This is a genomic window from Nocardia sp. NPDC005825, assembly GCF_040630175.1.
Taxonomy (GTDB): Bacteria; Actinomycetota; Actinomycetes; order Mycobacteriales; family Mycobacteriaceae; genus Nocardia.
The window spans coordinates 432748-458350 of record NZ_JBEXXC010000006.1; the positions used below are offsets into that span (position 1 = coordinate 432748).

Sequence of the window (25603 nt, forward strand, 5' to 3'; positions counted from 1 at the left end):
ATGGTCACGGCGGGGGCAGGAACCCGGTCTTCACGTAGTAGTCGAGGTAGCGGGCCAGGATGGGGCGATCGACTCCGGCACAGGCCGCACGGGGATCGCGCGCGGCCATGCCGGTGACCTCGGCCGAATAGTTGACGCTGAGGGCGGCGGCGCGCACCAAACGGGCGTCGGCGTCCGGCCGTTCGGCCGCCGCGAGCAGGGCGGCGGCGAAGTCCGCCGGAGCCACCGGGGCGAGACGGTAACCGTGATACAGGATTTCGTCTCGCACGGTGGCGAGGGACACCGTCCGAGCGGGCAGCAGGGTGACGGTCTCGACCTCACCGGGCGCGACCGGTTTCCGGGCCGCGGAGACGATCGCGGCGGCGACCTGATCGACGGGCACCATGGCGACCTCGGCATCGGGCAGCTCGGGGACGAGGCCGAGGACCAGCATGGCGCGCAGCATCGTCCACCAGGCGTCGTCGGCCCCGGCCGCGCCGCACCGGGAATCACCGGTGATGAGGCCGGGGCGGTAGACGCGGGCCGGCACACCGCGCTCGGCGGCGGCTCGAACCAGCTGTTCCCCCACCCATTTCGTGGCGATATAGCCGGGCACACCGTCCGGGAGCGGACCGTTCGAGATCGAGGCCGTGGAGACGTAATGAACCGGTGTGAGGTGGTGGCTGGCGGCCAGCCGCAGGATCTCGGCGGTGCCGGTGACATTGGCGGCGCGCATGCGGGCATACGGTTCGAGGTGGTTGACGAGCGCGCCATTGTGGTAGATCGCGTCGATCCGCTCGGCCAGGTCGGTGAACTCGTTCCCGCTCAGGCCGAGACCGGGCTGCGCGAGATCGCCTGGGACAGGAACTATTCGACCGATATGCGGGACGAGGTCGACGCCGAAGCGGTCCGCATCGGCGACGATGCGGCGGCGGGCCTCGGAGACGCCGGGTGCGCGGGTGAGGCAGTGGATGGTGGCGGAGGTTCGTTCGAGCAGCTCCCGGAGCAGGAAGCTGCCGAGGAAACCCGTTGCGCCGGTGAGCAGTACCGCCGACCGCGACCCCGGACGCCGGGGTGGGAGACCGGCCGCGGTGATCTCCGGATCCAGCACGGCGTCCGCCACCGGGTCCGGTCCGGCGCCGACCATGGTTGTCTCCGCCCGCAGCGCGGCGGCCAGATCGCGGACGCGCGGGTGGGCGAACAGGTACGCGAGGGGCACCGGAAGGCCGAGCCGGTCGGCCAGTGCGGCACGGACCCGGATGGCGGACAGGGAGTTTCCCCCCAGGGCGAAGAAGTCGTCGTCACGTCCGACCTTCTCGGCGCACAGTTCGGCGCCGAAGACGTCCGCGACCGCGTGTTCGTCGGCTGTTTCCGGCGCGGTGTAGGCCCGCGACGACGGTTCCGGGTCTGGGAGAGCGGCGCGGTCCAGCTTGCCCGTCGAGCCGAGCGGGAAGGCATCCAGAACGACGAGTTCCGAGGGAATCATGTAGCCGGGCAGCCGCTTTCGGGCCGCTACCAGCACCTCGTCCGGGCACGGTGTGGCACCGGAGACGGCGCGCAGGTATCCGACGAGCCGGTCCCGGCGGATAGCGACCACGGCTTCGGCCACGTCCGGGTGGGCGCGCAGCGCGGCCTCCACCTCCCCCGGCTCCAGCCGCTGGCCCCGCAGTTTGAGCTGGAAGTCGGTGCGGCCCAGGTATTCCAGCCCACCATCGTGGGTACGCCGGACCAGGTCGCCGGTGCGGTACATGCGCTCCCCCACCCCGCCGACGGGGTCGGCGACGAAGCGGTCGGCGGTGCCCGCGGCGCGGCCGAGGTAGCCGCGGGCGAGCTGCGTGCCCGCGACGTACAGTTCCCCGGGCGTGCCGGGCGGCACCGGGTGCAGGCGGGCGTCGAGCACGTAGGCGCGCGAATTCCAGTGCGGCGCACCGATGGAGATCGGTCCGCCGTCGTGGTCGGTCACCTCGGTTCCGGTGATGGAGATGGTCGCCTCGGTGGGCCCGTAGAGATTGTGCAGCCGGGCCGGGCTCGCGGCCCGGAACCGCGCGATCAGCTCGGCGGGCAGGGGCTCGCCGCCGACCCACACCACCCGCAGGCCGGACAGCGTGCCGTCGAGCGCGAACTCCAGCAGCGCTCGCAGCAGGGACGGGACCGTGAGGAAAGACGTCACTCGATGCCGGATCAGGAGGTCCGCCAGGTGGTCCGGATCGGTGCGGCGAGCGGTCGACGGGACCACCAGGTGACCGCCCACGGCGAGCGGGGCGGTGTAGCCGATGAGGGAGGCGTCGAACGTGCTCGGCACCAGCTGGATGTAGGTATCGCTTTCGGACAGCCCGTATTCGGTGGCGAGGAAGGCGATGTGGTTGGCCATGGCGGCGTGGGAGATGCCGACGCCTTTCGGGCGGCCCGTGGAACCGGAGGTGAAGAGCAGGTACGCGAGGTCCTGTTCGCGCAGTGGACGCGACCGGTCGGCGTCCGTGATCGGTGCGGGTGAGAAGCTCTCCAGCTCAGTGGCCTTCACGAGATCGGCGGTCACGACGCAGACAGGCTCCGCCGTGGCGAGCAGATCGGCGGTGCGTTGGCCGGGCTGGTCGGGGTCGATCGGCAGGTACGCGCCGCCGGCCTGCACGATGGCGTAGAGGCAGATCACGAGATCGGGTCCGGGACGCACGGCCGCACCGACCACCGTGCCGGGTCCGACGCCCGAGGCGATCAGCTTGCGCGCCAACCTGTTCGACCGCTCGAAGAGTTCGCCGTACGTCAGCGCGATGCCGTCACCGGTCACCGCCACCAGTTCGGGAGTGCGCACTGCCCGATCGGTGAATCCACTGAACAGGAACCTCTGCGATACCTCTCGCCGCGGACCCGTCGTCGGCAGGGCCGCGAGTTCGGCAGGATCGGTGAAGGGCAGGTCGCCGACGGTCGTGTGCTGATCGGCGGCGACGGCGGCGAGCACGGCGACCACCCGCGCGCCGAGCCGGACGATCGTGCTCTCGTCGAACAGGTCGGTGGCGTACCGCCACGAACAGCGCAGTCCCGCAATACCTTCGGCATCCTGCTGCGGCACCACGGTGAGCTGGAGGTCCAGCGGTGACACCGTCTCGCCGAGATCGACTCCGGTGACGGTGAGCCCCGGCAGTCGCAGCACCTGGTCGCCGAAATTCTGGAATGACAACGCCACCTGGAACAGCGGGTGATGGGCCTGGGCGCGGGGTGGATCCAGTGCGGCCACCAGCCGTTCGAAGGGCAGCTCGGCATGCGCGAAAGCGGCCAGGTCGGTGTCACGCACCCGGTCCAGCAGGTCGGTGAAGTGCTCGGCCGGGTCGATGCGGGTGCGCAGCACCAGGGTATTGACGAACATGCCCACGACGTCGTCGAGTTCGGGTTCCCCGCGGCCCGCCACCGGTGCGCCCACGGCCACATCGTCCACTCCGGCCAGCCGCGCCAGGACGACAGCGAGCGCGGCGTGCACCACCATGAACAGCGAGACGCCCCGGGAGCGGGCCAACTCCTCCAGAGCCCGATGCAGGGACGAGTCCACCCGGAAGTGCTGTGCCGCACCGCGGTGCGAGGCGACCGCCGGGCGGGGACGGTCGACGGGCAGGTCCAGCAGGGGCGGCAATCCCGTGAGCACGGCCTGCCAGTGATCGAGCTGTTCGGCGTGGAGCGAGCCGGGATCGTCTGCCGCGCCCAGTAATTCGCGCTGCCACACCGCGTAATCGGCGTATTGCACCCGCAGCGGCGCCCAGTCCGGGGCGACGCCGCGGGTACGAGCGGCGTAGGCGGTGATGAGGTCGCGGGTCAAGGGGACCATGGAGAAGCCGTCGGCGGCCAGATGGTGGATGACCACCCCCAGCACATGATCCTGCTCCGCGATCCGGAACAGCCGCAGCCGCAGCGGAACCTCGGCGGTGACATCGAATCCCTTGCCCGCCAAGGCGATCAGTTCGCCCCGCAGTCCGGACTCGGTCACGTCGGCCGCGATCGGGTCGATCGGCACGGCGTCCGCCGGGCGGATGTCCTGGTATCCGTCGCCACCGTCCTCGGGGTAGACGGTCCGCAGGGCCTCGTGCCGTTCGACCAGGTCCCGCAGGGCCCACGCGAGCGCGGCCACGTCGAGTTCCCCGGTCAGCCGCAGCGCGAACGGAATGTTGTAGGCCGCCGACTCCGGATCCAAGCGCGCCAGGAACCACATGCGCTGCTGCGCGAGCGACAGCGGGACCCGCCCCGGCCGCCGGGCCGAGGTCAGCACGGGCCGATCACCGGTGCCGAGCCCATCGACGGCCGCCGCCAGCGCCGCGACGGTCGAATGCTCGAACACCAGCGGCACGGGCACCCGCACGGCCCGGCCCACTCCCAGCCGGCCCGCCAATCTCGTAGCGAGCAAGGAGTTTCCGCCGAGATCGAAGAAGTCGTCGACCGCTCCCACTCGCGCGACACCGAGCAGCTCCGTGAATGCCGCGGCCACCTCCCGCTCGGTCGCGGTCAGGGCCCGCCGGTTCGGCCGGGCGGCGAAGACCGGCTCGGGCAGCGCGTCGCGATCCAGCTTCCCGGACGGGGTCAGCGGAAGGCTGTCGAGCACCGTGATGGCGGCCGGCACCGCGTGACGCGGAAGCTGGCGCCGCGCACGGTCGGTCAGCGCGGCGGCATCGATAGCGGCTCCGGGCACGGGCACCACGTACGACACGGGCCCATCGACGCCACTGGGCAGCCGTCGCACCAGCGTGGTCGCGAAAGCGACGGATTCGTGGGCGAACAGCACCGCGTCGACTTCGTCGAGTTCCACCCGGATGCCGCGGATCTGCACCTGGGAGTCGGTGCGCCCCAGGTATTGCAGTCCCGGCGCCCCGTCCCGGTCGAGCACCCATCGCACCAGGTCTCCGGTGCGATAGACGCGCTCCCCCTTGCCGTTCGGGTGCGGCACGAAGCGCGCGGCGGTCAGCCCGGCCCGCCGGTGATAGCCGCGCGCGAGCCCCGGCCCGGCCAGGTAGAGCTCACCGGCCACGGCGGTCGGCACCGGCCGCAGCCGGGCGTCGAGCACCAGGGCGGTCACGCCGGGCATGGGTCCGCCGATGGTGACGGTGTCGGCGCCGGTGAGCGGGTCGCTGATGGTCGCGGCGACGGTGGTCTCGGTGGGTCCGTACAGATTGAAGAACCCGCGCCCCGGTGACCAGCGGGCCACCAGATCGGGCGGGCACTCCTCCCCGCCCGCGACCACGACCGCGAGGTCCGGCAAATTCGAGGCATCGATCCCGGCCAGCGCGGCCGGGGTGAGGAAAGCGTGGGTCACCCGCTCGGCTCGCAGCAGCTCCGCGAGTTCGCCGCCGCCGTAGCAGTCGGCGGGCGCGACGACCATCGTGGCCGCCGAGCCGACGGCCAGCAGGAGTTCCAGCACGGCCGCGTCGAAGCTGGGCGACGCGAAGTGCAGGGTGCGGGAATCCGGGGCGACCCGGAAGCGGCGGGTGAGTTCGCCGCAGAGCCCGGCCAATCCGGTGTGGGTGACCGCGACGCCCTTCGGGAGGCCCGTCGACCCGGAGGTGTAGATGACATAGGCGATGTCGTCGCCGTGCACCCGGCGGGTGCGGTCGGTGTAATGCAGCGGTTCGGCCGAGATGTCGGCCAGTGCGGCGCGGCAGTCCGGGGCATCGAGTTCGAGCCAGTCGAGCCCGTCACCGAGCCGCTCGCGGGTGGCGGTGAGGGTGAGTCCGCAGGCCGCGCCCGCGTCGGCGAGCATGTGCGCGACCCGGTCCGGCGGGTAGGCGGGGTCGACGGGCACGAACGCCGCCCCGGATTTGGCGACCGCCCAGACCGCGACGACGGCCTCGGCCGAGCGGGGCAGCGCCAGCACCACGCGGTCGCCGGGACCGAGTCCGCGGGCGATGAGCAGCCGGGCCACCCGGGTGGAGTAGGCGTCGAGCCGGGCATAGGTGAGCGAGCGTCCGCCCGCGCGCAGGGCGATGCCGTCCGGTCTGCTCTCGACCGCTGCGGCCAGCAGCCGCGGCAGCGTCTGGACCCGTCTTCGGCCGCCGGGACCCGGCGCCCGGCGTGCCGCGGGAAGATCGACGGTCACCGGTTCCTACCTTCAAAGCCTCGACTCGCGTACCCACCCGAGCGAACTGATTACCGGTCCGGAGCCGATCGGGCAATACATCGGTCGAGCACCCCCGCGCCGGGGCTACCAGCGCAAATGCCGGGCAAACGGGTGAGTGCGGCGGCTCACGCCCCGGCGGCGGCGTGCAGCAGCGGCGCGGGCCGGCGGCGGACGGGCAGGCCCGCGAGCGGCTCGCCGAGGTAGTCGGTGAACAGCTCCGCCAGCGGCCGCGCCTCGACGGTGTCGAAGCCGCAGGACCGCAGCAGCGCCTCGATGTCCTCGTGCTCGAAGTAGCTGAGCCAGGGCTCGTTGATGGCGGCGATCCGGGCGGCTCGCTCGCGGACGGACGCGCGTTCCGCGTCGGTGGTGCCGCTGCTCAGGTAGTCCAGGACCAGGTGCACCGGCCGCCCTTGTCCGGCGATGAAACGCAGGGTGTCCTCGATGGCGGGCCGGGTCAGGTACATGACCACGCCGAGCCAGACGAACACCGCGGACCGCTCGCGGTCGAATCCGGCGGCGGCCAAACCCGCTGCCAGCGTGTCGGTTTCGAAATCCACCGGCACGAACGTGAGCGACTCGGGGATGTCGATCCCGGCCCGCGCGAGCATGTCGCGCTTCCAGTTCTGGGTGTCCGGGTGATCGACCTCGAATACGCGCAGCCCCTCATAGGGATTGCGGTATCCGAAGGTGTCGAGCCCCGCGCCGAGGATCACCACCTGCCCGGTTCCCGCCGCGACCGCGGTCGCCACCACGTCCTCGGCGAATCGCGCCCGGGCGGCGAGGAAATAGCGCCGGATCCGCTGCCGGGTGTCCGCGCCGCCGGGCCGGTCCAGGGTCGCGGTGTCCAGATCGGCGATCCGCTCGGCGGTGACGCCCACGATCTTCGCCGCCAGTGGATCGGTGAAGACCCGTGGTTCGCCCGAGAGCTGGTGGTAGGCGCGCGCGTACGCGGTCGCCAAGGCGGTTCTGCTGGCCCGACCGATCTCCATGCCCGCCAGCCTAGAACCGATCTCGTAGGCTTTCGCCGTGAACGCGATGAGGCCTAGAGCACTGCTGTTCGATGTCCAGGGAACCGCCACCGACTTCCACTCGACCATCGTGCGGGCCGCCGTCGCGGCCGCCGGGGAGCTGAGCCCGGACCAGGACTGGGGGACGTTCGTGAACGACTGGCGCGCGGCCTATTTCGCGGAGACCTCCCGGCAGCCAGCGGACAGCGGGTGGGTGAGCGTCGCGTCGATCTACCGGAAGACCCTCGACCCGCTGCTCGAGTCCGAGGGCATCGATCTGAAGCTCGCCGCCCGCGACGAGCTGGCCCGCGCCTGGGCGCGCCTGGATCCCTGGCCCGATACGGTTCCCGGGCTGCGCCGCCTGCGCGCGAAATTCACCCTCGCGACCCTGTCCAATGCCGATGTCAGTGCGGTGGTGGAGATTACGCGCCACGGCGACCTCCCCTGGCACGCCGTCTTCGCCGCCGAGATGGTGGGCGCGTTCAAACCGGATCCGCGCACCTACGGCCTGGCCGCCCGCTACCTGGGCCTGGAGCCGTCGGAGATCATGATGGTGGCCAGCCACAAGTACGACATCCGAGCCGCGCGCGAGCTCGGTTTCCGGACCGCGTTCGTGGCCCGGCCACTCGAATACGGCGACCCCGCGCTCGCCGATGCCGAGTTCTCCGCCGAGTTCGATATCAATGCCGTGGATTTCCTGGATCTGGCCGACCAGCTCGCCTGCTGAGCGCCGACCCGTCTCCTAGAGTGGCAGGTGGGCGTTTTCGATACGGGAGGATCGGCCTTGTCCACAACATTGGTGAAGGGTCAGAACGGCGCACTGGCCGCGGCGGAGGTGGTGGTCTCCGTCCGGGTCGCGGCCACCGCCGAATTGTCGGCGCTGCTGGTGACCGAGCAGGGGAAAGTGCGCTCGGACAACGACTTCGTGTTCTACAACCAACCAACCGGTCCGGGGGTGCGGCTGCGCAACGGCGTGGCCGGGCAGCCCGCCGACCTGGCGGTCTCACTGGCGCAGGTGCCCGCCGAGATCACCCAGATCCGGGCGGTCATCACCCTCGACGGGACCGGGGCCACCTTCGGGCGGATCGCCCCGCCGATCGCGGTGGTCTCCGACCCGGGCGGAAACGCGCTGTACGAGTACAAGATCGAGGACCTGCAGAGCGAGTCCATCGTCATCGCGGTCGAGCTGTACCGGCGCTACGGCGCCTGGAAGGTGCGGGCGGTCGGACAGGGCTACGCGGGCGGATTCGCCGCCCTGGTCCGCGATCACGGCGTGACCGTCGAGGACGCGCCGCGGCCCGCGCCGACACCCGTCGCTCCCCCACCGCCCCCGTCGGCCTACCCGCCGCCGATCGCTTCGCCCCCGGTCCCGCCGACTCCGGCCGACCGCACCCAGCCGCCGCCTCCGCCCTATCCGCCGCAGCCGACCGAGGGCGGGCTCTCGGGTGCCAAACCGGTGAATCTGTCCAAGGGCCAACGCGTCACGCTGCGCAAGGAGGGCGGGGTCGCGCTCACCCGCATCCGCATGGGCCTGGGCTGGGACCCGGCCAAACAGGGCGGACTGTTCGGCCGCCGCGCCGCGAACATCGACCTGGACGCCTGGGTGGCCATGTTCGCCGACCGGCACCTGGTGGACGTCGCCTACTACGGTCAGCTGATCTCGAAGGACGGGTCCATCCGGCACTCCGGGGACAATCTCACCGGCGAGGGCGCGGCCGGGGACGACGAGGTGATCCTGGTCGACCTGAGTCGCATTCCGCGCCATGTGAATACGCTGCTCTTCATCGTCACCTCCTACCAGGGCCACACCTTCGAGCAGGTGAGCAATGCCTACTGCCGGCTGGTGGACGACACCACGCAGGCCGAGCTGGCCCGCTACGCGCTGGCGGGCGGCATGCCGTTCACGGCCATCGCCATGGCGAAGGTGTTCCGCTCGGGCGGCGAATGGAAACTGCAGGCCATCGGCGAGGGCTTCCAGGCCAAGCACCCCGGCGAGGCGGTGCCGCAGCTGGGCCGGTTCATCACCGTGGACTGAACCGGTTCAGAGGAATCCGACCACCTGGGAGGCCGCTTCGACCGGGTGTCCGGCCTCGATCGGGTGGCCCAGCGCCGACACCTTCCAGATGCCGTCCTCGCGATGCACCTTGGCCACCACCATGCCGGTGTGCGCGCCGCCCGAGCTCAGGTTGGACCGGGTGAGCTCGGTGCTGGTGGTGCCGTCGGTCAAGCGCCAGAACGCGTTTCGGACCCGTTCGAAGGTGTGGCCCGCGTAGGAGGTGATCACGAAGACGATGGCGGTGACCTGCGGACCGATCCGGGTCAGGTCCACGGTGATCGTCTCGTCGTCACCCTTGCCCTCACCGGTGAGGTTGTCGCCGGAGTGCCGGATGGCGCCGTCCTTGGTGACGAGCTGGCCGTAGTACGCGGCGTCGATCAGATCGTGCCCGGCGTAGACCAGGGCCGAGGCGTCCAGGTCGATCTCGACCGGCCGCGACCCCCATTTGTGCTGGACGTGCACCGGATCCCAGCCCAGGCCCATCTTGACGAAACTCAGGTCCTGCCCCTGCCGGCGCAGGGCCACGGTGTCGCCGGACTTCATGACCGGCGCGATCACGGCGGCGGGCCGCGCCGCGTTCGGCGAATTGCTGATGGACACACCGTGATCGGCGACCAGCGCCGCGAAGCCGCGGGGGTGGCCGAAGCCGACCGCGCGGGCGTACCAGCCGTCCTCGCCGCGGTCCAGGTCCACCGCCGCCACCGTGGTCTCGTTGCCGAGGCCGTCGATCACGTACTCGTACAGCGGGTTTCCGCGATCGTCGGCGATGCCGATGTGCGGGGCGGGATGGTCGCCGAAGCGGCCGTCGCGGTCGTCGAGGCTGGCCACGATGCGAATATGGGCCACCCCCGGCGGCACGGCGCGCAGATCCACGGCGACGGCGTGCTGCCCGGGCACCAGCTGGATGCCGGGGCCGGTGGGCTGGTTGTAGAAGATCAGGTCGGTATCGTCGCGTACCGCACCGCGATCGGTCAGGAGCAGCGCGGCGAGATCGACTCCCGCGCTGAAGTACACCGTCACGGTGATGTCCGAGACGCCCAGTTCACCGGTCTGCCCTTGGGTGAGAAGTGCGGCCACGCTCACCACTCTATGGGTTCGGCCGGTCACCTGGATGAAACGAACCCATATCCGTTTCGTCCGGGGGCACTGTGTGCGCGAACCCTGCGGCATGGGTGAACGTTCGGCCATCTCCCGGCGAATCGTTATATGCCACACAGTGAATCGGTCGCATGTTCAGTGGGCGCGCCGAGGGCGGAGGGCGAACACCGCCCACAGCGCCAGACCGACCACGGTCGCGGCGACACCGATCTCGCACACCCGCGTCCAGCCGCCCGCCTCGAACGCGACCCCGGCCGTCACCGATCCGCTGACGCCACCGAGGAAGTAGGTGACCATGTAGGCCGTGGTCAGGCGGCTGCGCGCGGCCGGATCCAGGGTGTAGATGGCCGACTGGTTGGTCAGATGCGCGCCCTGGATACCGAAATCGAAGACGACCAGCGCGGCGATCAACGCCACCACGTTGTGCCCGCCCCACACCACCAGCACCCAACTGGCCAGCAGCACCAGCCAGGTCAGCGTGGTGACGCGGCGCAGGTGCCCGCGGTCGGCCAGCCGGCCCACCACCGGCGCGCCCAGCGCACCGACCACACCCGCCAGGCCGAACAGTCCGATCACGAATTCGCCGTAGTGGTAAGAACTTCCGCCCGAGCCGGACAACTGGAACGCCAGCGCGGTCCACACCAGCGAGAAGCTCCCCATCAGGATGAAGCCGAGCAGCATGCGCTGCCGCAACACCGCGTGGCGGCGGATCAGACCCAGGATCGACACCAGCACCCGCGGATAGGTCTCGCCGGCCGCCGCGCGCGGGGTGGCGGGCGCGAGCAGGTACACGCTGATCGCCATCACCACCTGCAATCCGGCCGCCACCAGCAGCACCGCGCGCCAGCCGCCCAGCTGCGCCACCGCGCCGGCCAGCACCCGCGACAACAGGATTCCCAGCAGCAGGCCGCTCATCACGGTGCCGACCACCTGCCCGCGCCGCGCCGGATCGGCCAACGCCGAGGCCCACGGCACGACCACCTGCGCCGCCGAGGCCGCGACCCCGGTCGCCACCACTCCGCCGAACAACACCGCGTAGTTCGGCGCGAACGCCGACACCAGCAGGGCCGCGACCGAGGCCAGCAGCAGCACCGGCACCATGCGGTGGCGGCGCAGGAAGTCGCCGAGCGGGACCAGGAACGCCAGGCCGCACAGGTAGCCGATCTGGGCCGCGCTCACCAGCAGCGCCGCGCTCGCGGTGGACACCCGCAGGTCACCCGCGACCTGGTGCAGCAGGGGTTGCAGGTAGTAGTTGCCCGCGGCCGAGGAGCCCGCGGTCACCGCGAACACCAGCACCGTCGTCCGGGTCAGCGTCGGGGACGTCTCGGGCGCGATCGGTGCGGGCGTCTGGGCGCGGAGCGTGGAAACCATCACCGATTCATCGTGAGCGGGGATGCTGATCTACAAAAGCGATGGTTTTCGATACTGCTATCTATCGAATAGATGGCAGGGCTAGGCTCTACCCATGGAGCTGCGTCAGATCGAATGCTTCCTGGCCTGCTGCGACCACCGGTCCTTCACCGCCGCGGCCCGCCACCTCAACCTCGTGCAATCGGCGGTCTCCACCAGCGTCGCCAAACTCGAACACGAACTCGGGGTGCGCCTGTTCGACCGCACCCCGCGCACCCTCGAGCTGACCGTCGCGGGCCGGGCAATGGTCGCGCCCGCCCGCACCCTGCTGCGCGCCCGCGGCGACATCGTGGACGCCATCGACGCCGCGCGCGGGGAGATCCGCGGCGAGGTGGTCGTCGGCAATCTGATGAACATCCACAACATCGACCTGGCGGGCATCATCGCCGAACTGCACCGGCAGTATCCGGAGGTGACCCTGCGGATGCGCCAGAGCATCTCCGGCATGGCCGGCAATGTGGCCGGGCTGCTGGACAATTCGCTCGAACTGGCGCTGCTCGCGGGCATGAGCGACGAATTCCCCGGCCTCACCACCCATCTCATCGCCGAGGAGACGCTGGTGCTGTGCACCGCGCCCGGGCATCCGCTGGCGGGCCGCCCCTTCCACGCCGCCGACCTGCACGGGGTGCGGTTCATCGACTTCCCGCCGGGCTGGGGCATCCGCACCATCGCCGACGAGCTGTTCCCGGGCCGCTACCCGGTCATCGAAGTCGCCGATCAGGCGTTCGCACTGGAGTTGGCGGCCAAGGACTTCGGGGTCGCGCTGATCCCGCTGTCGGTCGCGCGGCTCTCCCCGGGCGTCCCGTTCGCCGACTACCGGCCGTATCCGCTGCCCTGGCGGTTGTGCGTCGGGCACGCGGCCGCGCGCACGCCGTCCAATGCGGCGCGCACCGTCATCGGCGCGCTGACCGGCACCGGCGACGCGCTCAGGGCCGGGCGATCGAGGGCGGGCCGGTGACCGTCAGCGGCGGCAGCGGCTCCGAGTAACGCTCGATCTCCACCAACGACAACTGGCCGGTGCACCCCTGGCTCAGGCGCGAGGTGCCGCGATCCCGGGTGACGGCGTTGGGGTTGCCGTGGCGGCAGAAGGTGGCGTCGTCGGGGTCGGGGTCGTACCAGGCTCCGGTGGACAACTGGGCGACGCCGGGACGCACCGAATCAGTGATCTCCAGCCCGGCCAGGCAGCTGCCGCGATCGTTGAAGATCCGGACGATGTCACCCGCGGCGAGACCGCGGGCGGCCGCGTCGTCCGGGTGCAGCCGGACCGGCTCACGGCCCTGGATCTTCGAGGACTGGCTGTGCGCGCCGATATCTAGCTGACTGTGCAGTTTGGTCCGAGGCTGGTTGGCCACCAACTGGATCGGGAACCGGGCCGCCAGCGGGCCGCCCAGCCATTCGTCCGGTTCGAGCCACACCGGGTGGCCGGGGCAGTCCTCGTAGCCGAAACCCGCGATGGTCTCGGAGAAGATCTCGATCCGCCCGCTCGGGGTGTGCAGCGGGTGGGCGTCCGGGTCGGCGCGGAAGTCGGCGAAGGCGACGTGCTCCTCGGCTTCGATCGGCAGGTCCAGGGATTCCCCGGTCCAGAAGGTGTCATAGTCGGGTACCTGGTGACCGCGGGCGCTCAATCGGTCGCGCCACTCGTCGTAGAGGTGGCGCAGCCATTCCCCGGCCGTCCGGCCCTCGGTGAATTCCTTACCGACACCGAGCCTTTCGGCCAGTTCGCCGAACATCCAGTAGTCGTCGCGGGCCTGCGCGTGCGGCCGGGTCAGGGCGGGCATCGGGAACAGGTAGCGGTCGCCCTCGCCCGAGCCGTAGTCGTCGCGTTCGATGGTCATAGTCGAGGGCAGCACGATGTCGGCGTGCCGGGCCGTGGCCGACCAGAACGGATCGTGCACCACCACGGTGTCCGGGCGGCCGAAGGCGGTGCGCAGCCGGGCCAGGTCCTGATGGTGATGGAAGGGGTTGCCGCCGGCCCAATAGACCAGGCGGATGGCGGGATACGTGCGATGCTCGCCGTTGTACTCGTACGGCTCACCCGGGTTCAGCAGCATGTCCGCGATGCGCGCGACAGGAATGAAGTCGTGGATCGCATTGCGCCCCTGCGGCAGTTTCGGTGGCGAGGTGACCCGCACGGCCAGGCCGACATTCCCGGCCGACCCGTAGCCGTGGCCGAATCCGCCTCCGGACAGACCGATCTGGCCGAGCATGGCGGCCAGCACCACGCCCAGCCACAGCGGCTGCTCCCCGTAGCGGGCGCGCTGGAGCGACCAGCTCACCGTGACGAGGGTGCGGGCGGCCGCCATCTCGCGGGCCAGGGTGCGAATCCGGTCCGCGGGAACACCGGTGATGGGCTCGGCCCACTCCGGGTCCTTGACGACGCCGTCCTCCGCGCCGCGCACATAGTCGCGAAAGCGGTCGTAGCCGACGGTGTAGCGGTCCAGGAAGGCGTTGTCCGCCAACCCTTCCGCGTCCAGCACCTGGGCCAGCGCGAGCATCAGCGCGGCATCGCTGCCGGGCCGGGACGCGATCCACTCGGCGTGGGCCTCGGCCGGGCTGTCGTCGCGCAGCGGGCCGATGGTGACGAAGCGGCAGCCGTTGGCGTGCGCGGTCGCGATCCAGCCGCGGCCATTGTGCTTGGAGACCCCGCCCGGCGAGACCACCACGTTCTTCGGCGACAGGCCGCCGAAGGAGACGATCAGCTCGGCCTCCCGGGCCAGCACCGACTTGGTGGTGGCGCGGGACATGATGGTGCCCATATCGGCCAGGATGTGCGGCAGCAACACCGTCGACGCGCCCAGGCTGTAGCTGTTGCGGTGCGACACGTAGCCGCCGAGGCAGTTCAGGAATCGGTGAACCTGGCTCTGCGCGTGATGGAATCGGCCCGCACTGGCCCAGCCGTAGGAGCCGCCGTAGACCGCGCCCGCGCCGAATTCCCGGTACACCCTGGACAATTCACCGGCCAGCAGATCCAGCGCGGTCTCCCACGAGACCGGCACGAACTCCTCCGCGCCGCGCGGCCCGGGCCCGGGGCCGTGTTCCAGCCAGCCGCGCCGCACATAGGGCTGGTCGATGCGAGCCGGATGATGCTGCGCCGAGGCGACATTCTCGATGAGCGCGGTGGGTTCGGGGTCCGCGCGCCACGGGCGGACCGCGGTCAGCCGTTCGCCGTCACTGTCCGCTTCGAGGACGCCCCAGTGGGTGAGGTGCGTGGCCATGCCCTCAACATACGCCCGGCCGGTCGGGGCGGAGTTGCGGATTCGGTAGCTAGGAGTACGCTCATTTTTGAGTCCACTCAGTTACGCAGGCAGGGTTGGAGGTGTCCGATGGCCTCGACGGCCACATCGGCCCACGTCGGACGACGGCAACGCAAGATGCACGACAAACAGTCCAGGATCTTCGAGGCCGCCGCGACGCTGTTTGCCGAACAGGGCTTCGATCGGGTCACCACCCAGCAGATCTCCGATCGCGCCGATATCGCGGCGGGCACGCTGTTCCGCTACGCGGCCACCAAAGGCGAACTGCTGCTGATGGTTTACAACGAGGAGTTGCGCACCGCGCTGGAGGTCGGCGCGGATCAGGCTCGCGCGCAGGCCGATACCGTCGCCGCGGTGTGCGAGATGCTGGGCCCGCTGCTGCGGACCGCGGCGCAACGACCCGAGAACACCATCGTCTATCAGCGTGAACTGCTGTTCGGCTCACCCACCGACAAGTACCGCTCCGAGGGCCTGGCCCTGGTGGCCCGGCTGGAATCCATGATCGCCGAACGGCTCGTCGCCGACTCCGGCGCGACAGGATCACCGCAGGTCGAGGAGCAGGCGCGAGTAGCCGGCCGCAGCATCTTCGCGGTGCTGCATCTGGCCCTGGCCCGGCCGTCCACCGGCGCTCACCCCGGGCACGACGCCCTGGCGGATCTGCGGGCGCAGATCGCACAGATAATCACCGGATTCTTCACATCCACAGGGAGGCAATGACAATGGGCATCGAGATCCGCAAGGTCACCGTGCTCGGCACCGGCGTGCTGGGTTCCCAGATCGCGTTCCAGACCGCGTTCCGCGGCTTCGACGTCACCGGATACGACATCGACGACGCGGCGCTGACCGCGGCCCGCGGACGCTTCGACAAGCTGGCCGCCACCTACCGCGAACAGGTGCCGGGCGCGGGCGACGGCAAGGCCGAGGCGACCGCGGCGGGCATCGCGCTCAGTTCCGATCTGGGCGCGGCGGTTTCGGAGGCCGACCTGGTGATCGAGGCGGTGCCGGAGGTGCTCTCGCTCAAGCAGGCGATCTACGAGAAGCTGGGCAAGCTCGCCCCCGAGCGCACCATCTTCGCCACCAACTCCTCCACCCTGCTGCCCAGCGCCATCAAGGATTTCACCGGCCGGCCCGACCGGTTCCTGGCGCTGCACTTCGCGAACATGGTGTGGCACTTCAACACCGCCGAGATCATGGGCACCGACGACACCGATCCGGCCGTCTATCAGGCGGTGGTGGACTTCGCGTCCGCCATCGGCATGGTGCCCATCGAATTGCACAAGGAGAAGGCGGGTTACGTCCTCAACTCGCTGCTGGTACCGCTGCTCAACGCGGCCATGAACCTCGCCGAGGGCGGCTACGCCGAGCCCGAGGCGGTGGACAAGACCTGGCGTATCGGCACCGGCGCTCCGGCCGGGCCGTTCCAGATCCTCGACATCATCGGGCTCACCACGCCCTACAACATCCTCGCCAACGGCGACGACTCCGCGAAGCGAATCGCGCGGTGGCTCAAGGACAACTACATCGACAAGGGCAAGCTCGGGCTCGCCACCGGAGAGGGGTTCTACAAGTACACGGCCTAGGCGCACACCGTTTTTCCAGACCGATCCCCGAGGGACAGGAGTTCTGATGGAGTACACCAGCGGCAATTACGAAGCCTTCGCGCGGCCCCGCAAGCCCGCGGGCGTGGACGGCAAGACGGCCTGGTTCGTCGGGTCGGGTCTGGCCTCGCTGTCGGGCGCGGCCTTCCTCATCCGCGACGGCCGGATGCCCGGTGACAAGATCACCATTCTGGAAGAGCTGAAGGTCCCCGGCGGCGCGCTCGACGGCATCAAGGAGCCGAAGAAGGGCTTTGTCATTCGCGGCGGCCGCGAGATGGAGAACCACTTCGAATGCCTGTGGGACCTGTTCCGGTCCATCCCGTCCATCGAGGTCGAGGACGCCAGCGTGCTCGACGAGTTCTACTGGCTCAACAAGGACGACCCGAACTTCTCGCTGGAGCGCGCCACCGTCAATCGCGGGCAGAGCGCGCAGACCAAGAACCTCTTCACGCTGAACGACAAGGCGCAGAAGGACGTCACCAAGATCTTCCTCGCCACCCGGGAGGAGATGGAGGGCAAGCGCATCAACGAGGTGTTCTCGAAGGACTTCTTCGAGAGCAACTTCTGGATGTACTGGCGCACCATGTTCGCCTTCGAGGACTGGCACAGCGCGCTGGAGATGAAGCTGTACCTGCACCGGTTCGTGCACCACATCGGCGGGCTGCCGGACTTCTCGGCGCTGAAGTTCACCAAGTACAACCAGTACGAGTCGCTGGTGCTGCCGCTGTACCGGTGGCTGCTGGACCAGGGCGTGACGTTCCGGTTCGACACCACCGTCACCGACGTCGACTTCGAGATCAGCGGGGATCGCAAGCAGGCCACCAGGATTCACTGGACCTCCGAAGGCGTCGACGGCGGGGTGGACCTGGGCCCGGACGATCTGCTGCTGATGACCATCGGGTCGCTGACCGAGAACTCCGACGAGGGCGACCAGCACACGCCCGCCAAGCTCAATGAGGGCCCGGCGCCGGCGTGGGATCTGTGGCGGCGCATCGCGGCCAAGGACGAGGCCTTCGGGCGGCCGGACGTGTTCGGCTCGCACATTCCCGAGACCAAGTGGGAGTCGGCCACCGTCACCACGCTGGATCAGCGCATCCCCGAATACATTCAGAAGATCTGTAAGCGGGATCCCTTCAGCGGCAAGGTCGTCACCGGCGGCATCGTCACCGTGAAGGACTCCAGCTGGCTGATGAGCTGGACGGTGAACCGGCAGCCGCACTTCAAGCAGCAGCCCGAGGATCAGATCGTGGTCTGGGTGTACGCGCTGTTCGCCGACCAGCCCGGCGACTACGTGAAGAAGACCATGCAGGAGTGCACCGGCGAGGAGATCACCCAGGAATGGCTGTACCACCTGGGCGTGCCCGAGTCCGACATCCCGGAGCTGGCCGCGGAGGCGGCGCGCTGCGTGCCGGTGATGATGCCGTACGTGACCGCCTTCTTCATGCCCCGCAAGGCCGGTGACCGGCCCGACGTGGTGCCCGCGGGTTCGGTGAACTTCGCGTTCATCGGCCAGTTCGCGGAGACCAGCCGCGACTGCATCTTCACCACCGAGTACTCGGTGCGCACCGGGATGGAAGCGGTGTATCAGCTGCTCGACATCGAGCGGGGCGTGCCGGAGGTGTTCAACTCCACCTACGACATCCGCACGCTGTTGACCGCCATGACCCGGCTGCGCGACGGTGATCCGATCGACCTGCCCGGGCCGGAGCTGCTGTGGCGCGGGGTGGCGAAGCGGCTCGGCGACAACGAGATCGGCGAGCTGCTGACCCGGTACGGCGTCATCGGCAAGTAGCGCCCACCACGACGGCCCGGTTCCACAGGGAATCGGGCCGTCGTCGTCTTCGCGCCCGGCCGCGAGCTCGATAGTGAACTAATTGCCTATATGGACCCTGGACAGGTCATGCGGCCACGCGCTACCGTTCGAACCAAATAGACAATGATTTGACTACCTGGATGTGAGGGATCATGCACCCGTTCCGTCAGGCCGTCGAGGCCCGCGATGCCGCGGCCATCGAAGCGCTGCTCGCCGACAATGTCGTGTTCACCAGCCCGGTCGCCTTCAAGCCGTACCCGGGTAAGGCCATCACCGCGGCCATCCTGCGCGGGGTGCTGCGGGTGTTCGAGGACTTCCGGTACGTGAAGGAGATCGGCGCGCCCGACGCCGCCGATCACGCGCTGGTGTTCGAGACGACGGTCTCGGGCAAGCGCATCACCGGGTGCGACTTCCTGCACTTCGACGCCGACGGGAAGATCGACGAGTTCACCGTCATGGTCCGCCCACTCTCGGGTGCGCAGGCGCTGGCCGAGGCCATGGCCGCCCAGTTCGCGCAGATCCAGGCCGAGGCCGTCGCGCAAATCGAACGGGAGGCAGCGGCGGCCGAACACCAGGCGGCGGGTGCGTGAACGTGTTCGTGGCGGCCGCCGTAGCCGCCGGTTTCCTGGGATGATCCACGGACAGTCACCGAAAGGCCGATCCGCCATGACCGATGGCACCTACACCCGTTACGTCGCGCTCGGCGACAGCCAGACCGAGGGCGTCGGCGACGGCGACGACCGGACCGGCCTGCGGGGCTGGGCGGACCGGCTGGCCGAGCGAGTGGCCGCCTCCAATCCGGGCCTGTCGTACGCGAATCTGGCGGTGCGCGGGAAGCTGGCCGGGCAGATCCGGGCCGACCAACTGGACGCGGCGCTGTCGCTGCGGCCCGATCTGGCGACCGTGCTCGCGGGCATGAACGACCTGCTGCGCCCCAACTTCGATCCGGACGCCATCGTCGCGGACGTCGAGGCCATGTTCGCCGCGCTCACCGCGACCGGCGCGGTCGTGGCCACCCTGACCTTTCCCGATGTCGCCGAGACGATTCCGCTGGCCCGGCCGCTGCGCGGGCGGGTGTCGATGCTCAACGAGCGATTGCGGGCGGCGGCCCGGCGGCACGGGGTCCTGATCGCCGAGACCGGGCATCACGCCGTCGTCACCGATCCGCGGCTGTGGAGTCCCGACCGGCTGCACGCCAGTCCGCTCGGGCATCAGCGCATCGCCGAGGCCATGGCCGAGGCGCTGCGACTGCCCGGCTCCGACGACACCTGGACCCGTCCGCTCATTCCCGCACTGCCCGAGCAGGGGCTGTTGCGGTCGATGGCGGCCGAACTCGAGTGGGCGGCGACCGCGCTGGGGCCGTGGGCCATGCGCCGGCTGCGCGGAATCTCCTCCGGTGACCAGCGGGTCGCCAAGCGGCCGAAGCCGCTGCCGGTGATCGGCGCGCCACTCGCGCACTGAACCTGAAACGCGCACCGAATCCTCGTCGCGGGCCGAACCTGCGCCGATCCGGCCCGCGGGCCTGCTCCGCTGCCGGACAATCGAACCTGAGCCAGTCGGGGGGCCCGGGAAAGGTCGGCGCGGATCATGTTCATCGGCGACAACGTCTTGGCGGCGATCGGCAATACCCCGCTGGTGCGGTTGCACCGGGTGACGCCCGAGGGGTGCGCGGAGATCCTGGTGAAGCTCGAGGGACAGAATCCGTCCGGCAGCATGAAGGATCGGGCCGCCCAGGCCATGATCGCCGTCGCCGAGCGGGACGGGCGGCTGCGACCCGGTGACACGGTGGTCGAATACGCGCGCGGCAGTAGTGGTTCCGCGCTCGGGCTGGTGTGTGCGGCCAAGGGGTATCGGCTGCGGCTGGTCGACTCCACCGCCGCTGCCGAGCGGGTGAGCCGGGAGCCTGGCACCTTCTGGCCCGATCACCTGAACAACACCGATGCCATCACCGGCTATCACGGTCTGGGGCAGGAGATCTGGGCGCAGACCGAGTGCCGGGTGGACGCGTTCGTTCAGGCGGTCGGCAGTGCCGCCGCGCTCCGCGGCAGCGCCGCGCTGCTTCGCTATCACAAGCAGCGGCGGATCCACGTCGTGGCGGTGGAGCCCGCCGAGTCGCCGGTGCTGTCCGGCGGCCCGCCCGGCGAGCACCGGATCGAGGGCATCGGCCTGGGTTATCCACCGCCCCTGTGGGATCCGACCCTGGTCGACGAGGTGGTGCCGGTCTCCAGCCCCGAGGCCGAGGCCATGGCGCATCGGCTGGCCCGCGAGGAGGGTCTGCGCGCCGGAAACTCCTCCGGCGCGAATGTGGTCGCGGCCATCCGCGTGGGGCTTCGCCTGGGTCCGCGAGCCCGCGTGGTCACGCTGCTACCGGACTCCGGTCTGAAGCAGGGTCAGACATTGACGCCGTAATCCCGTGCGATTCCGCCCAATCCGGACGCATACCCCTGCCCGATGGCCCGGAACTTCCATTCCGCGCCGTGCCGGTACAACTCCCCGAACACCATGGCCGTCTCGGTGGAGGCGTCCTCGGTCAGATCGAACCGGGCCAATTCGGTGCCCGTGACCGCGTCCACCACCCTGATGTAGGCGTTCCGGACCTGCCCGAACGCCTGCCGGCGCGCCTCGGCCTCGTAAATCGATACGGGGAAGAAGATATTCGTGATCGTCGGCGGCATGGCCGCCAAGTCCACATTGATCACCTCGTCGTCGCCCTCCCCCGCGCCGGTCAGGTTGTCGCCCGTGTGCTCGATCGTCCCCTCCGGCGAGCGCAGGTTGTTGTAGAACACGAAGTGCTTGTCCGACACCACCCGCTGATTCGGCCCGCACGCCATGGCGCTGGCATCCAGGTCGAAATCGGCCCCGGTGGTGCTCCGCACATCCCACCCCAGGCCCACCGACACCTTCGTCAGATTCGGCGCCTGCTTCGACAGCGAGACATTCCCACCCTTGGCCAGACTGACACTCATCGAACTACCTTCCCTCCGAAGTCGATCCCATCCCCAATCGTCCTCGCGTCGCACCCGCAGAGCCACCGATTCGGCGTCCAACTGCTCGGCGATCACCGCCACCCGCCGCTGCAACGCCAGTAACTCGATCAGATCCCGGGGCACCGCGGGCTCCCCGGGCGCAGCCGCCGCCACCGCCAGCATCGCCTCGGCATGCGCTTCCCGGATCGCGGCCCGCAATCGCGCGCCCGCCAACGGCTCCCCCATACCGAGCGTCACCACTCGAATGTACTCGCCCGGCAGTTCCTTCGAAACGCTCGCGAACGGCAACCCCATTGAATTGAAACCTGTTACAGTCCGAGCGCCGAAGGGGAGGTGGCCGATGTCGTCGAGCCGTAAATATCGTTACCGGACAACATTTTTCACGCGACTCGTGCGAGTGGCGATTCCGATCGCAGCGCTGCTGGGGGCTCCGAGCGTGGCGGCGGCACCAGCGTCAGCGATACCCAATACCGCCGACTCCTTCTACACGCCGCCCGCGGATTATGCGGCGCAACAGCCGGGAACGATCCTGCGCGTGCGACCGATCCCGGCCAGCTATTCACAGTTGGTCCCGTGGCCGGTCCAAGCGTGGCAGTTGCTGTATCGGACCACCGCGGCGAACGGGCAGCCCTATGCCGCCGTGACAACGGTGCTGAAGACCGCGAACACGACTCGGCCGACGGCACTGCTGTCGTTCCAGAACATGACCGATTCGATCGCGCCGCAATGTCAGCCGTCCCAGGCGCTGTTCCAGGGGCAGGTCCCTTGGGTCGATCCGTCGAAACCCGGTCCGCTGCAATTGACCACGATGTCCGGCGAAACCCCGATGATCGCCGCCGGGCTCGCTCGCGGCTGGGCGGTCTCGGTGCCGGACTTCGGTGGCATCGACAACCACTACTCGACGCCGAAGGAGCCCGGTTACACCGTCCTGGACGGCATTCGGGCCGTCGAGGCGTTCGAACCGGCCGCACTCTCGGGGCCCGGCACCCCCGCGCTCCTGTGGGGCTACTCCGGTGGCGGCATCGCGAGCGCCTGGGCCGCACAGGAACAGCCGCGGTACGCGCCCGAACTGAATCTGGTCGGATCAGCGGTGGGCGCACCGGTCGGTGACCCTCGTGCCGCGATGCAGGCGATGAACGGCACCTCCGTCCTCAGCGGACTCCTCCCGATCGCCTTGATGGGCGTCATGCAGGATTCCCCCGCGTTCACCGACGCCATCAACCGCTACCTCACCCCGGCCGGCAAACAGAAGATCGCCGAAGCCGCCGACAACTGCACCACCCAGAACATGCTGTCCAGCCTCGGTTTCGACGCCAACCAGTACCTCACCGAACCCCTGGACCAGATCGTCACCGACCCCGCCATCAGCGCCGCCTTCGCCGAACGCACCCTGGGCGCCACAGCCCCCACCACCCCCCTCTACATCTACAACGCCCTCACCGACGAAGGCAGCCTGATCTCCAGCATCGACACCCTGGTATCCGCCTACTGCGCCGCCGGCACCCCCGTCACCTACCGCCGAGAACAACTCTCCATGCCCGCCTCCGCCCACACCGGCGAATGGTTCCTGGGCGCCCCCGCCGCCCTCGCCTGGCTCCAACAACAAGCCGAAAACCCCACCGCCCACCCCACCTGCGACACCCGAACCGTCCCCACCACCGCCACCGACCCCACCGCCCTGGACGCCCTCACCACCGGCATCCTCACCGGCCCCATCCGCACCTTCCTCGGCTTCTGACCTCCCGACGGCGGAGTCACGCCGCCCTCACTCCGCGGCGGACTCCACCTCGAAATCAATCTGGAAGGTCGAACTCGTCCCGTCTTCCGCGGTCAGAGTGACCGGACCGAAGGTGATGAACGGTATTGCGGCACTTCCCGTCCCCCGATAGAAGCCGGGAGCCGCAGTCACCCGCACGGCAATGGCAGCCAACATGGCAGCCATCTGATCATCGGCATCGACCATCGGCTCCGCCAGCCCGGAATACCCTTGCGCCAGCAGCCAATCACGGACAACAGCGGAGTCCCGACTCATCTCGGGAAGAATGCTCTGATTGCCCCAAGCCCACAGCCACGTTCCGGCTTCCGCGTTGAAGGACCCGAGCAGCTGCGCCGCAGCCGTCGCGGTCCGCTCCGGAAAAGTCCAGGTAATCATCCCGGTGCGCTGATCAAGCCCCCACCGATCAGCCGACCCCAACCCCCACGACATGTGCGCCTCCGCCAACATGCCGATCATCTCTTCCCCTTGCGACCACACCGCAGCCAATTCCTCATGCGACGAGTCCTGCCGCGACTCATCCGACTTCTTGTTCCGCTTGAAAAACCCCATGCCGCACAGTGAACAGGGTGCGCATCCGTCAAGGCAACGAACGCTCCGATTCATGGTTCGACAGCAGCAAGTGGGCCTACCCCGGTTATGACCACATGTCGCGAATCCGATCGACAACGGCCTGAACGAATCGATCGTCTTTGAACGGCATGTCATCGTCGCGATGCCGGTACCCCCGCACCTCGAGAAAGAGGCAGGCGCGCAGCAGATTCAGGTCATCGGGTAGTACGCCGAGCCGATTCCAGCCAAGTCGAACCTCTCTGACGGTCTCGCCCAGGCGTTCCGGGGTCGGACCGAAGGCCTCGTAACCGTTGTAGGTGTGGGCGAACCTTCTGAACTCATGGTCGTCCGCATCGGCAGGCGGCACATGGTTACCAGCGCTACTCACGGTCACGAAGCATCGCACTGCAGGAATCCGGCAATGGTGCTAGTTTCATTAGCACCATGTTGTGGCACATCGACCAAAGCTCGCGGGCCTCGCTGCAAGACCAGATTGCGGCGTGTGTTCGGCGTGCGCTGTCGACCGGTGAGTTGAAGGTCGGCGAACAGCTGCCGCCCGCAACGGAATTGGCGGAGGCGCTGGGTGTGGATCGCAATACGGTCCTGGCCGCGTATCGACGGCTCCGGGACGAAGGAGTGGTGGATTTCCGGCGGGGGCGTGGGGTGCGGGTTACCGCTACGGCGCCGACCAGAGCGCCGGTGGAGCAGGCCGTTCGCCACCTGATCGAGTCCGCACGAGCCAACGGGTACAGCAAGGCCGAGGTCATCGGCTTGATCGAGGAGTTGATGTAATGCCCGCCGCGATGGTCTACACCTGTCGTGTCACCAGCTGGACCATGTTCAGCATCAACATATTCGCGCTCGCGCTCAACGCGTTCAACCTCGCTTCGGCATCGTCGTCCGGCGCGTCGCGCTGGAGCGTGGCATTTGCCGCCGTCGTCCTGCTGCTTACGGCCCCGCTGATCGTGGTGGCGATAGGCCAACGCGTCACCGCTGGGCCCACTGGCGTGACGGTGAGTCTCGGACCGCTCGGACTTCCCCGCATCAGGGTTGCCCGGGCGAGCATCGCGCACGCCGAGATGACCATCGTGAAAGGGTCAGGGGTGCACTGGGGGCCGAAACGCGGCTGGTCCCTCACCCCGAAAGCAGGCCCCGCACTGCGATTGCGTTTGACCAGCGGACGCAAACTCGTCATCTCGATGCCGGAACCCGGCGCCGCCATGTTGGTGATGGGGATCCCGCAGTAGACGTTTGGTTGATTCGAGCAAGGCCGATCCTTTGCCGGGCAGCGAGGGTAGCTGTCAGGGCCGGATGTTATGTGCGAAATGTATTGGGCGAATTCGGGGGTGGTCGGACATGATTCGTCGGGTTTGTATCTGTGTGTGTTCGAAGAGGGAAATAGTTTGATGAAGTTCATGGGTAGGGCCGTCGTCGCGGTCGCGGCGGTTGGTCTTGCGGCGGGGTCGGCGATCGGTGCTGGTACGGCTGATGCGGCTGGACTGCATGGGGCGATCGCGTTCAGTGTCGACAACTGGACGTATGGCAGCAGCGTGAATGCGCCGAGTGCGGCGGAGGCGATGGTCGGGGCGTTGGATCAATGCGGGTGGGATGGGGCCGCCGACTGCCGTGTGATGGTCACCTGGGCGAACGGGTGTGGCGCGCTGGTTTATCGCAATGACGGCACCGAGAATCTCGCGGTGGGCACCGGCACGGGTCGCGATCGGGCGACCGCCCTGCGCCACGCTTACGAGAGCCTCTCCGAGTACTACCCGCCGGCGCTGCTGGCCAATGTCGGGTCGGCGGATCTGTCGGCGACGGGGATCAGCAAGGTGGTTTGTACCGCTAACGCTGGTTAGCGGTACGAGTCCTCGAGACAGTTCGGTGTCGCAGGCGAGGCGATCGCCGGCGGCACCCGGTGGCCCCGGGGGGGGGGGGGGTGGGTGGGCCCGGGCCGGGGGGGGGGGCGGGGGTGGGGACGCCCGCT

At 69.2% G+C, this 25603-nt stretch carries 21 protein-coding genes; 13 read left to right on the forward strand and 8 right to left on the reverse strand.

Annotated elements, in window-relative coordinates:
- Positions 1 to 4: 4 nt before the first annotated feature.
- Both ABZ382_RS19700 and ABZ382_RS19705 read right to left on the reverse strand, forming a co-directional pair.
- The gene (locus tag ABZ382_RS19700) at positions 5 to 6049 is read right to left on the reverse strand and encodes an amino acid adenylation domain-containing protein (RefSeq protein WP_357090681.1); all 6045 of its coding nucleotides are present in this window, start codon (positions 6047 to 6049) and stop codon (positions 5 to 7) included.
- A gap of 146 nt (positions 6050 to 6195) precedes the next feature.
- Positions 6196 to 7059 (reverse strand): class I SAM-dependent methyltransferase, encoded by an 864-nt coding sequence (locus tag ABZ382_RS19705; RefSeq protein WP_357090683.1) that lies wholly within the window; start codon positions 7057 to 7059, stop codon positions 6196 to 6198.
- Between the two features lie 46 nt (positions 7060 to 7105).
- Between ABZ382_RS19705 and ABZ382_RS19710 the strand changes: the two genes are divergently transcribed.
- Positions 7106 to 7804, forward strand: coding sequence for a haloacid dehalogenase type II (locus ABZ382_RS19710; RefSeq protein WP_357090752.1), 699 nt, complete (start codon positions 7106 to 7108; stop codon positions 7802 to 7804).
- 57 nt (positions 7805 to 7861) lie between these two features.
- On the forward strand, positions 7862 to 9112 hold the full coding sequence (locus tag ABZ382_RS19715; protein WP_357090684.1) for a TerD family protein: 1251 nt from the start codon (positions 7862 to 7864) through the stop codon (positions 9110 to 9112).
- A gap of 6 nt (positions 9113 to 9118) precedes the next feature.
- Here the strand turns inward: ABZ382_RS19715 and ABZ382_RS19720 are convergent, their stop codons facing one another.
- Together ABZ382_RS19720 and ABZ382_RS19725 are read right to left on the reverse strand one after the other, a co-directional pair.
- Positions 9119 to 10210 carry a TerD family protein gene (locus ABZ382_RS19720; RefSeq protein ID WP_357090686.1) on the reverse strand — a complete coding sequence of 364 codons (1092 nt, stop codon included), beginning with the start codon at positions 10208 to 10210 and terminating at the stop codon, positions 9119 to 9121.
- 156 nt (positions 10211 to 10366) lie between these two features.
- Positions 10367 to 11602, reverse strand: a complete 1236-nt coding sequence (locus ABZ382_RS19725; RefSeq protein WP_357090688.1) for an MFS transporter — start codon at positions 11600 to 11602, stop codon at positions 10367 to 10369.
- Positions 11603 to 11696: 94 nt separating this feature from the next.
- On the opposite strand from ABZ382_RS19725, the gene ABZ382_RS19730 reads away from it, so the two are divergent.
- Positions 11697 to 12599: a LysR family transcriptional regulator gene (locus ABZ382_RS19730; protein ID WP_357090690.1), complete on the forward strand. Its 903-nt coding sequence runs from the start codon at positions 11697 to 11699 to the stop codon at positions 12597 to 12599.
- Here the strand turns inward: ABZ382_RS19730 and ABZ382_RS19735 are convergent.
- Complete coding sequence (locus ABZ382_RS19735; RefSeq protein ID WP_357090692.1) at positions 12568 to 14856, reverse strand: molybdopterin-dependent oxidoreductase; 2289 nt, start codon at positions 14854 to 14856, stop codon at positions 12568 to 12570. The two genes, ABZ382_RS19730 and ABZ382_RS19735, sit on opposite strands and share 32 nt — an antisense overlap.
- 108 nt (positions 14857 to 14964) lie before the next feature.
- Here ABZ382_RS19735 and ABZ382_RS19740 point away from each other — a divergent pair, with 108 nt between their 5' ends.
- The 6 genes from ABZ382_RS19740 (at position 14965) to ABZ382_RS19765 (ending at position 20715) form a co-directional block, all read left to right on the forward strand.
- Positions 14965 to 15612 carry a helix-turn-helix domain-containing protein gene (locus ABZ382_RS19740; protein ID WP_357090694.1) on the forward strand — a complete coding sequence of 216 codons (648 nt, stop codon included), beginning with the start codon at positions 14965 to 14967 and terminating at the stop codon, positions 15610 to 15612.
- A 2-nt stretch (positions 15613 to 15614) separates the two neighbouring features.
- On the forward strand, positions 15615 to 16475 hold the full coding sequence (locus ABZ382_RS19745) for a 3-hydroxyacyl-CoA dehydrogenase (protein WP_357090754.1): 861 nt from the start codon (positions 15615 to 15617) through the stop codon (positions 16473 to 16475).
- A 46-nt stretch (positions 16476 to 16521) separates the two neighbouring features.
- Positions 16522 to 18285 carry an oleate hydratase gene (locus ABZ382_RS19750; RefSeq protein ID WP_357090696.1) on the forward strand — a complete coding sequence of 588 codons (1764 nt, stop codon included), beginning with the start codon at positions 16522 to 16524 and terminating at the stop codon, positions 18283 to 18285.
- A 173-nt stretch (positions 18286 to 18458) separates the two neighbouring features.
- Positions 18459 to 18896: a nuclear transport factor 2 family protein gene (locus tag ABZ382_RS19755; RefSeq protein ID WP_357090697.1), complete on the forward strand. Its 438-nt coding sequence runs from the start codon at positions 18459 to 18461 to the stop codon at positions 18894 to 18896.
- A 76-nt stretch (positions 18897 to 18972) separates the two neighbouring features.
- Entirely contained in the window at positions 18973 to 19767 is a 795-nt protein-coding gene (locus ABZ382_RS19760) for an SGNH/GDSL hydrolase family protein (RefSeq protein WP_357090699.1), read from the forward strand.
- Between the two features lie 126 nt (positions 19768 to 19893).
- Complete coding sequence (locus ABZ382_RS19765; protein WP_357090701.1) at positions 19894 to 20715, forward strand: cysteine synthase family protein; 822 nt, start codon at positions 19894 to 19896, stop codon at positions 20713 to 20715.
- Here the strand turns inward: ABZ382_RS19765 and ABZ382_RS19770 are convergent.
- A complete protein-coding gene (locus ABZ382_RS19770; RefSeq protein WP_357090755.1) occupies positions 20697 to 21272 on the reverse strand; it encodes a TerD family protein in 576 nt (191 codons plus the stop codon). The two genes, ABZ382_RS19765 and ABZ382_RS19770, sit on opposite strands and share 19 nt — an antisense overlap.
- A gap of 418 nt (positions 21273 to 21690) precedes the next feature.
- Between ABZ382_RS19770 and ABZ382_RS19775 the strand changes: the two genes are divergently transcribed.
- The gene (locus ABZ382_RS19775; RefSeq protein WP_357090703.1) at positions 21691 to 23031 is read left to right on the forward strand and encodes a lipase family protein; all 1341 of its coding nucleotides are present in this window, start codon (positions 21691 to 21693) and stop codon (positions 23029 to 23031) included.
- Between the two features lie 27 nt (positions 23032 to 23058).
- Here the strand turns inward: ABZ382_RS19775 and ABZ382_RS19780 are convergent, their stop codons facing one another.
- Both ABZ382_RS19780 and ABZ382_RS19785 read right to left on the reverse strand, forming a co-directional pair.
- The gene (locus tag ABZ382_RS19780) at positions 23059 to 23619 is read right to left on the reverse strand and encodes a DUF6882 domain-containing protein (protein ID WP_357090705.1); all 561 of its coding nucleotides are present in this window, start codon (positions 23617 to 23619) and stop codon (positions 23059 to 23061) included.
- An 85-nt stretch (positions 23620 to 23704) separates the two neighbouring features.
- Positions 23705 to 24013, reverse strand: a complete 309-nt coding sequence (locus tag ABZ382_RS19785; RefSeq protein ID WP_357090707.1) for a hypothetical protein — start codon at positions 24011 to 24013, stop codon at positions 23705 to 23707.
- 50 nt (positions 24014 to 24063) lie between these two features.
- Between ABZ382_RS19785 and ABZ382_RS19790 the strand changes: the two genes are divergently transcribed.
- From ABZ382_RS19790 to ABZ382_RS19800, 3 genes are all read left to right on the forward strand, one after another.
- On the forward strand, positions 24064 to 24411 hold the full coding sequence (locus ABZ382_RS19790) for a GntR family transcriptional regulator (protein ID WP_357090709.1): 348 nt from the start codon (positions 24064 to 24066) through the stop codon (positions 24409 to 24411).
- Entirely contained in the window at positions 24411 to 24866 is a 456-nt protein-coding gene (locus ABZ382_RS19795) for a hypothetical protein (RefSeq protein ID WP_357090711.1), read from the forward strand. The genes ABZ382_RS19790 and ABZ382_RS19795 overlap by 1 nt, the downstream gene beginning before the upstream one ends.
- A gap of 159 nt (positions 24867 to 25025) precedes the next feature.
- Positions 25026 to 25475, forward strand: coding sequence for a DUF4189 domain-containing protein (locus ABZ382_RS19800; RefSeq protein ID WP_357090713.1), 450 nt, complete (start codon positions 25026 to 25028; stop codon positions 25473 to 25475).
- Positions 25476 to 25603: the final 128 nt, after the last annotated feature.

Coding starts and splice junctions, on each gene's coding strand:
- ABZ382_RS19705 (WP_357090683.1), bottom strand. CDS start 7,059: ATGGAGATCGGTCGGGCCAGCAGAACCGCCTTGGCGACCGCGTACGCG.
- ABZ382_RS19710 (WP_357090752.1), top strand. CDS start 7,106: ATGAGGCCTAGAGCACTGCTGTTCGATGTCCAGGGAACCGCCACCGAC.
- ABZ382_RS19725 (WP_357090688.1), bottom strand. CDS start 11,602: ATGGTTTCCACGCTCCGCGCCCAGACGCCCGCACCGATCGCGCCCGAG.
- ABZ382_RS19730 (WP_357090690.1), top strand. CDS start 11,697: ATGGAGCTGCGTCAGATCGAATGCTTCCTGGCCTGCTGCGACCACCGG.
- ABZ382_RS19735 (WP_357090692.1), bottom strand. CDS start 14,856: ATGGCCACGCACCTCACCCACTGGGGCGTCCTCGAAGCGGACAGTGAC.
- ABZ382_RS19740 (WP_357090694.1), top strand. CDS start 14,965: ATGGCCTCGACGGCCACATCGGCCCACGTCGGACGACGGCAACGCAAG.
- ABZ382_RS19745 (WP_357090754.1), top strand. CDS start 15,615: ATGGGCATCGAGATCCGCAAGGTCACCGTGCTCGGCACCGGCGTGCTG.
- ABZ382_RS19750 (WP_357090696.1), top strand. CDS start 16,522: ATGGAGTACACCAGCGGCAATTACGAAGCCTTCGCGCGGCCCCGCAAG.
- ABZ382_RS19755 (WP_357090697.1), top strand. CDS start 18,459: ATGCACCCGTTCCGTCAGGCCGTCGAGGCCCGCGATGCCGCGGCCATC.
- ABZ382_RS19760 (WP_357090699.1), top strand. CDS start 18,973: ATGACCGATGGCACCTACACCCGTTACGTCGCGCTCGGCGACAGCCAG.
- ABZ382_RS19765 (WP_357090701.1), top strand. CDS start 19,894: ATGTTCATCGGCGACAACGTCTTGGCGGCGATCGGCAATACCCCGCTG.
- ABZ382_RS19770 (WP_357090755.1), bottom strand. CDS start 21,272: ATGAGTGTCAGTCTGGCCAAGGGTGGGAATGTCTCGCTGTCGAAGCAG.
- ABZ382_RS19780 (WP_357090705.1), bottom strand. CDS start 23,619: ATGGGGTTTTTCAAGCGGAACAAGAAGTCGGATGAGTCGCGGCAGGAC.
- ABZ382_RS19790 (WP_357090709.1), top strand. CDS start 24,064: ATGTTGTGGCACATCGACCAAAGCTCGCGGGCCTCGCTGCAAGACCAG.
- ABZ382_RS19795 (WP_357090711.1), top strand. CDS start 24,411: ATGCCCGCCGCGATGGTCTACACCTGTCGTGTCACCAGCTGGACCATG.
- ABZ382_RS19800 (WP_357090713.1), top strand. CDS start 25,026: ATGAAGTTCATGGGTAGGGCCGTCGTCGCGGTCGCGGCGGTTGGTCTT.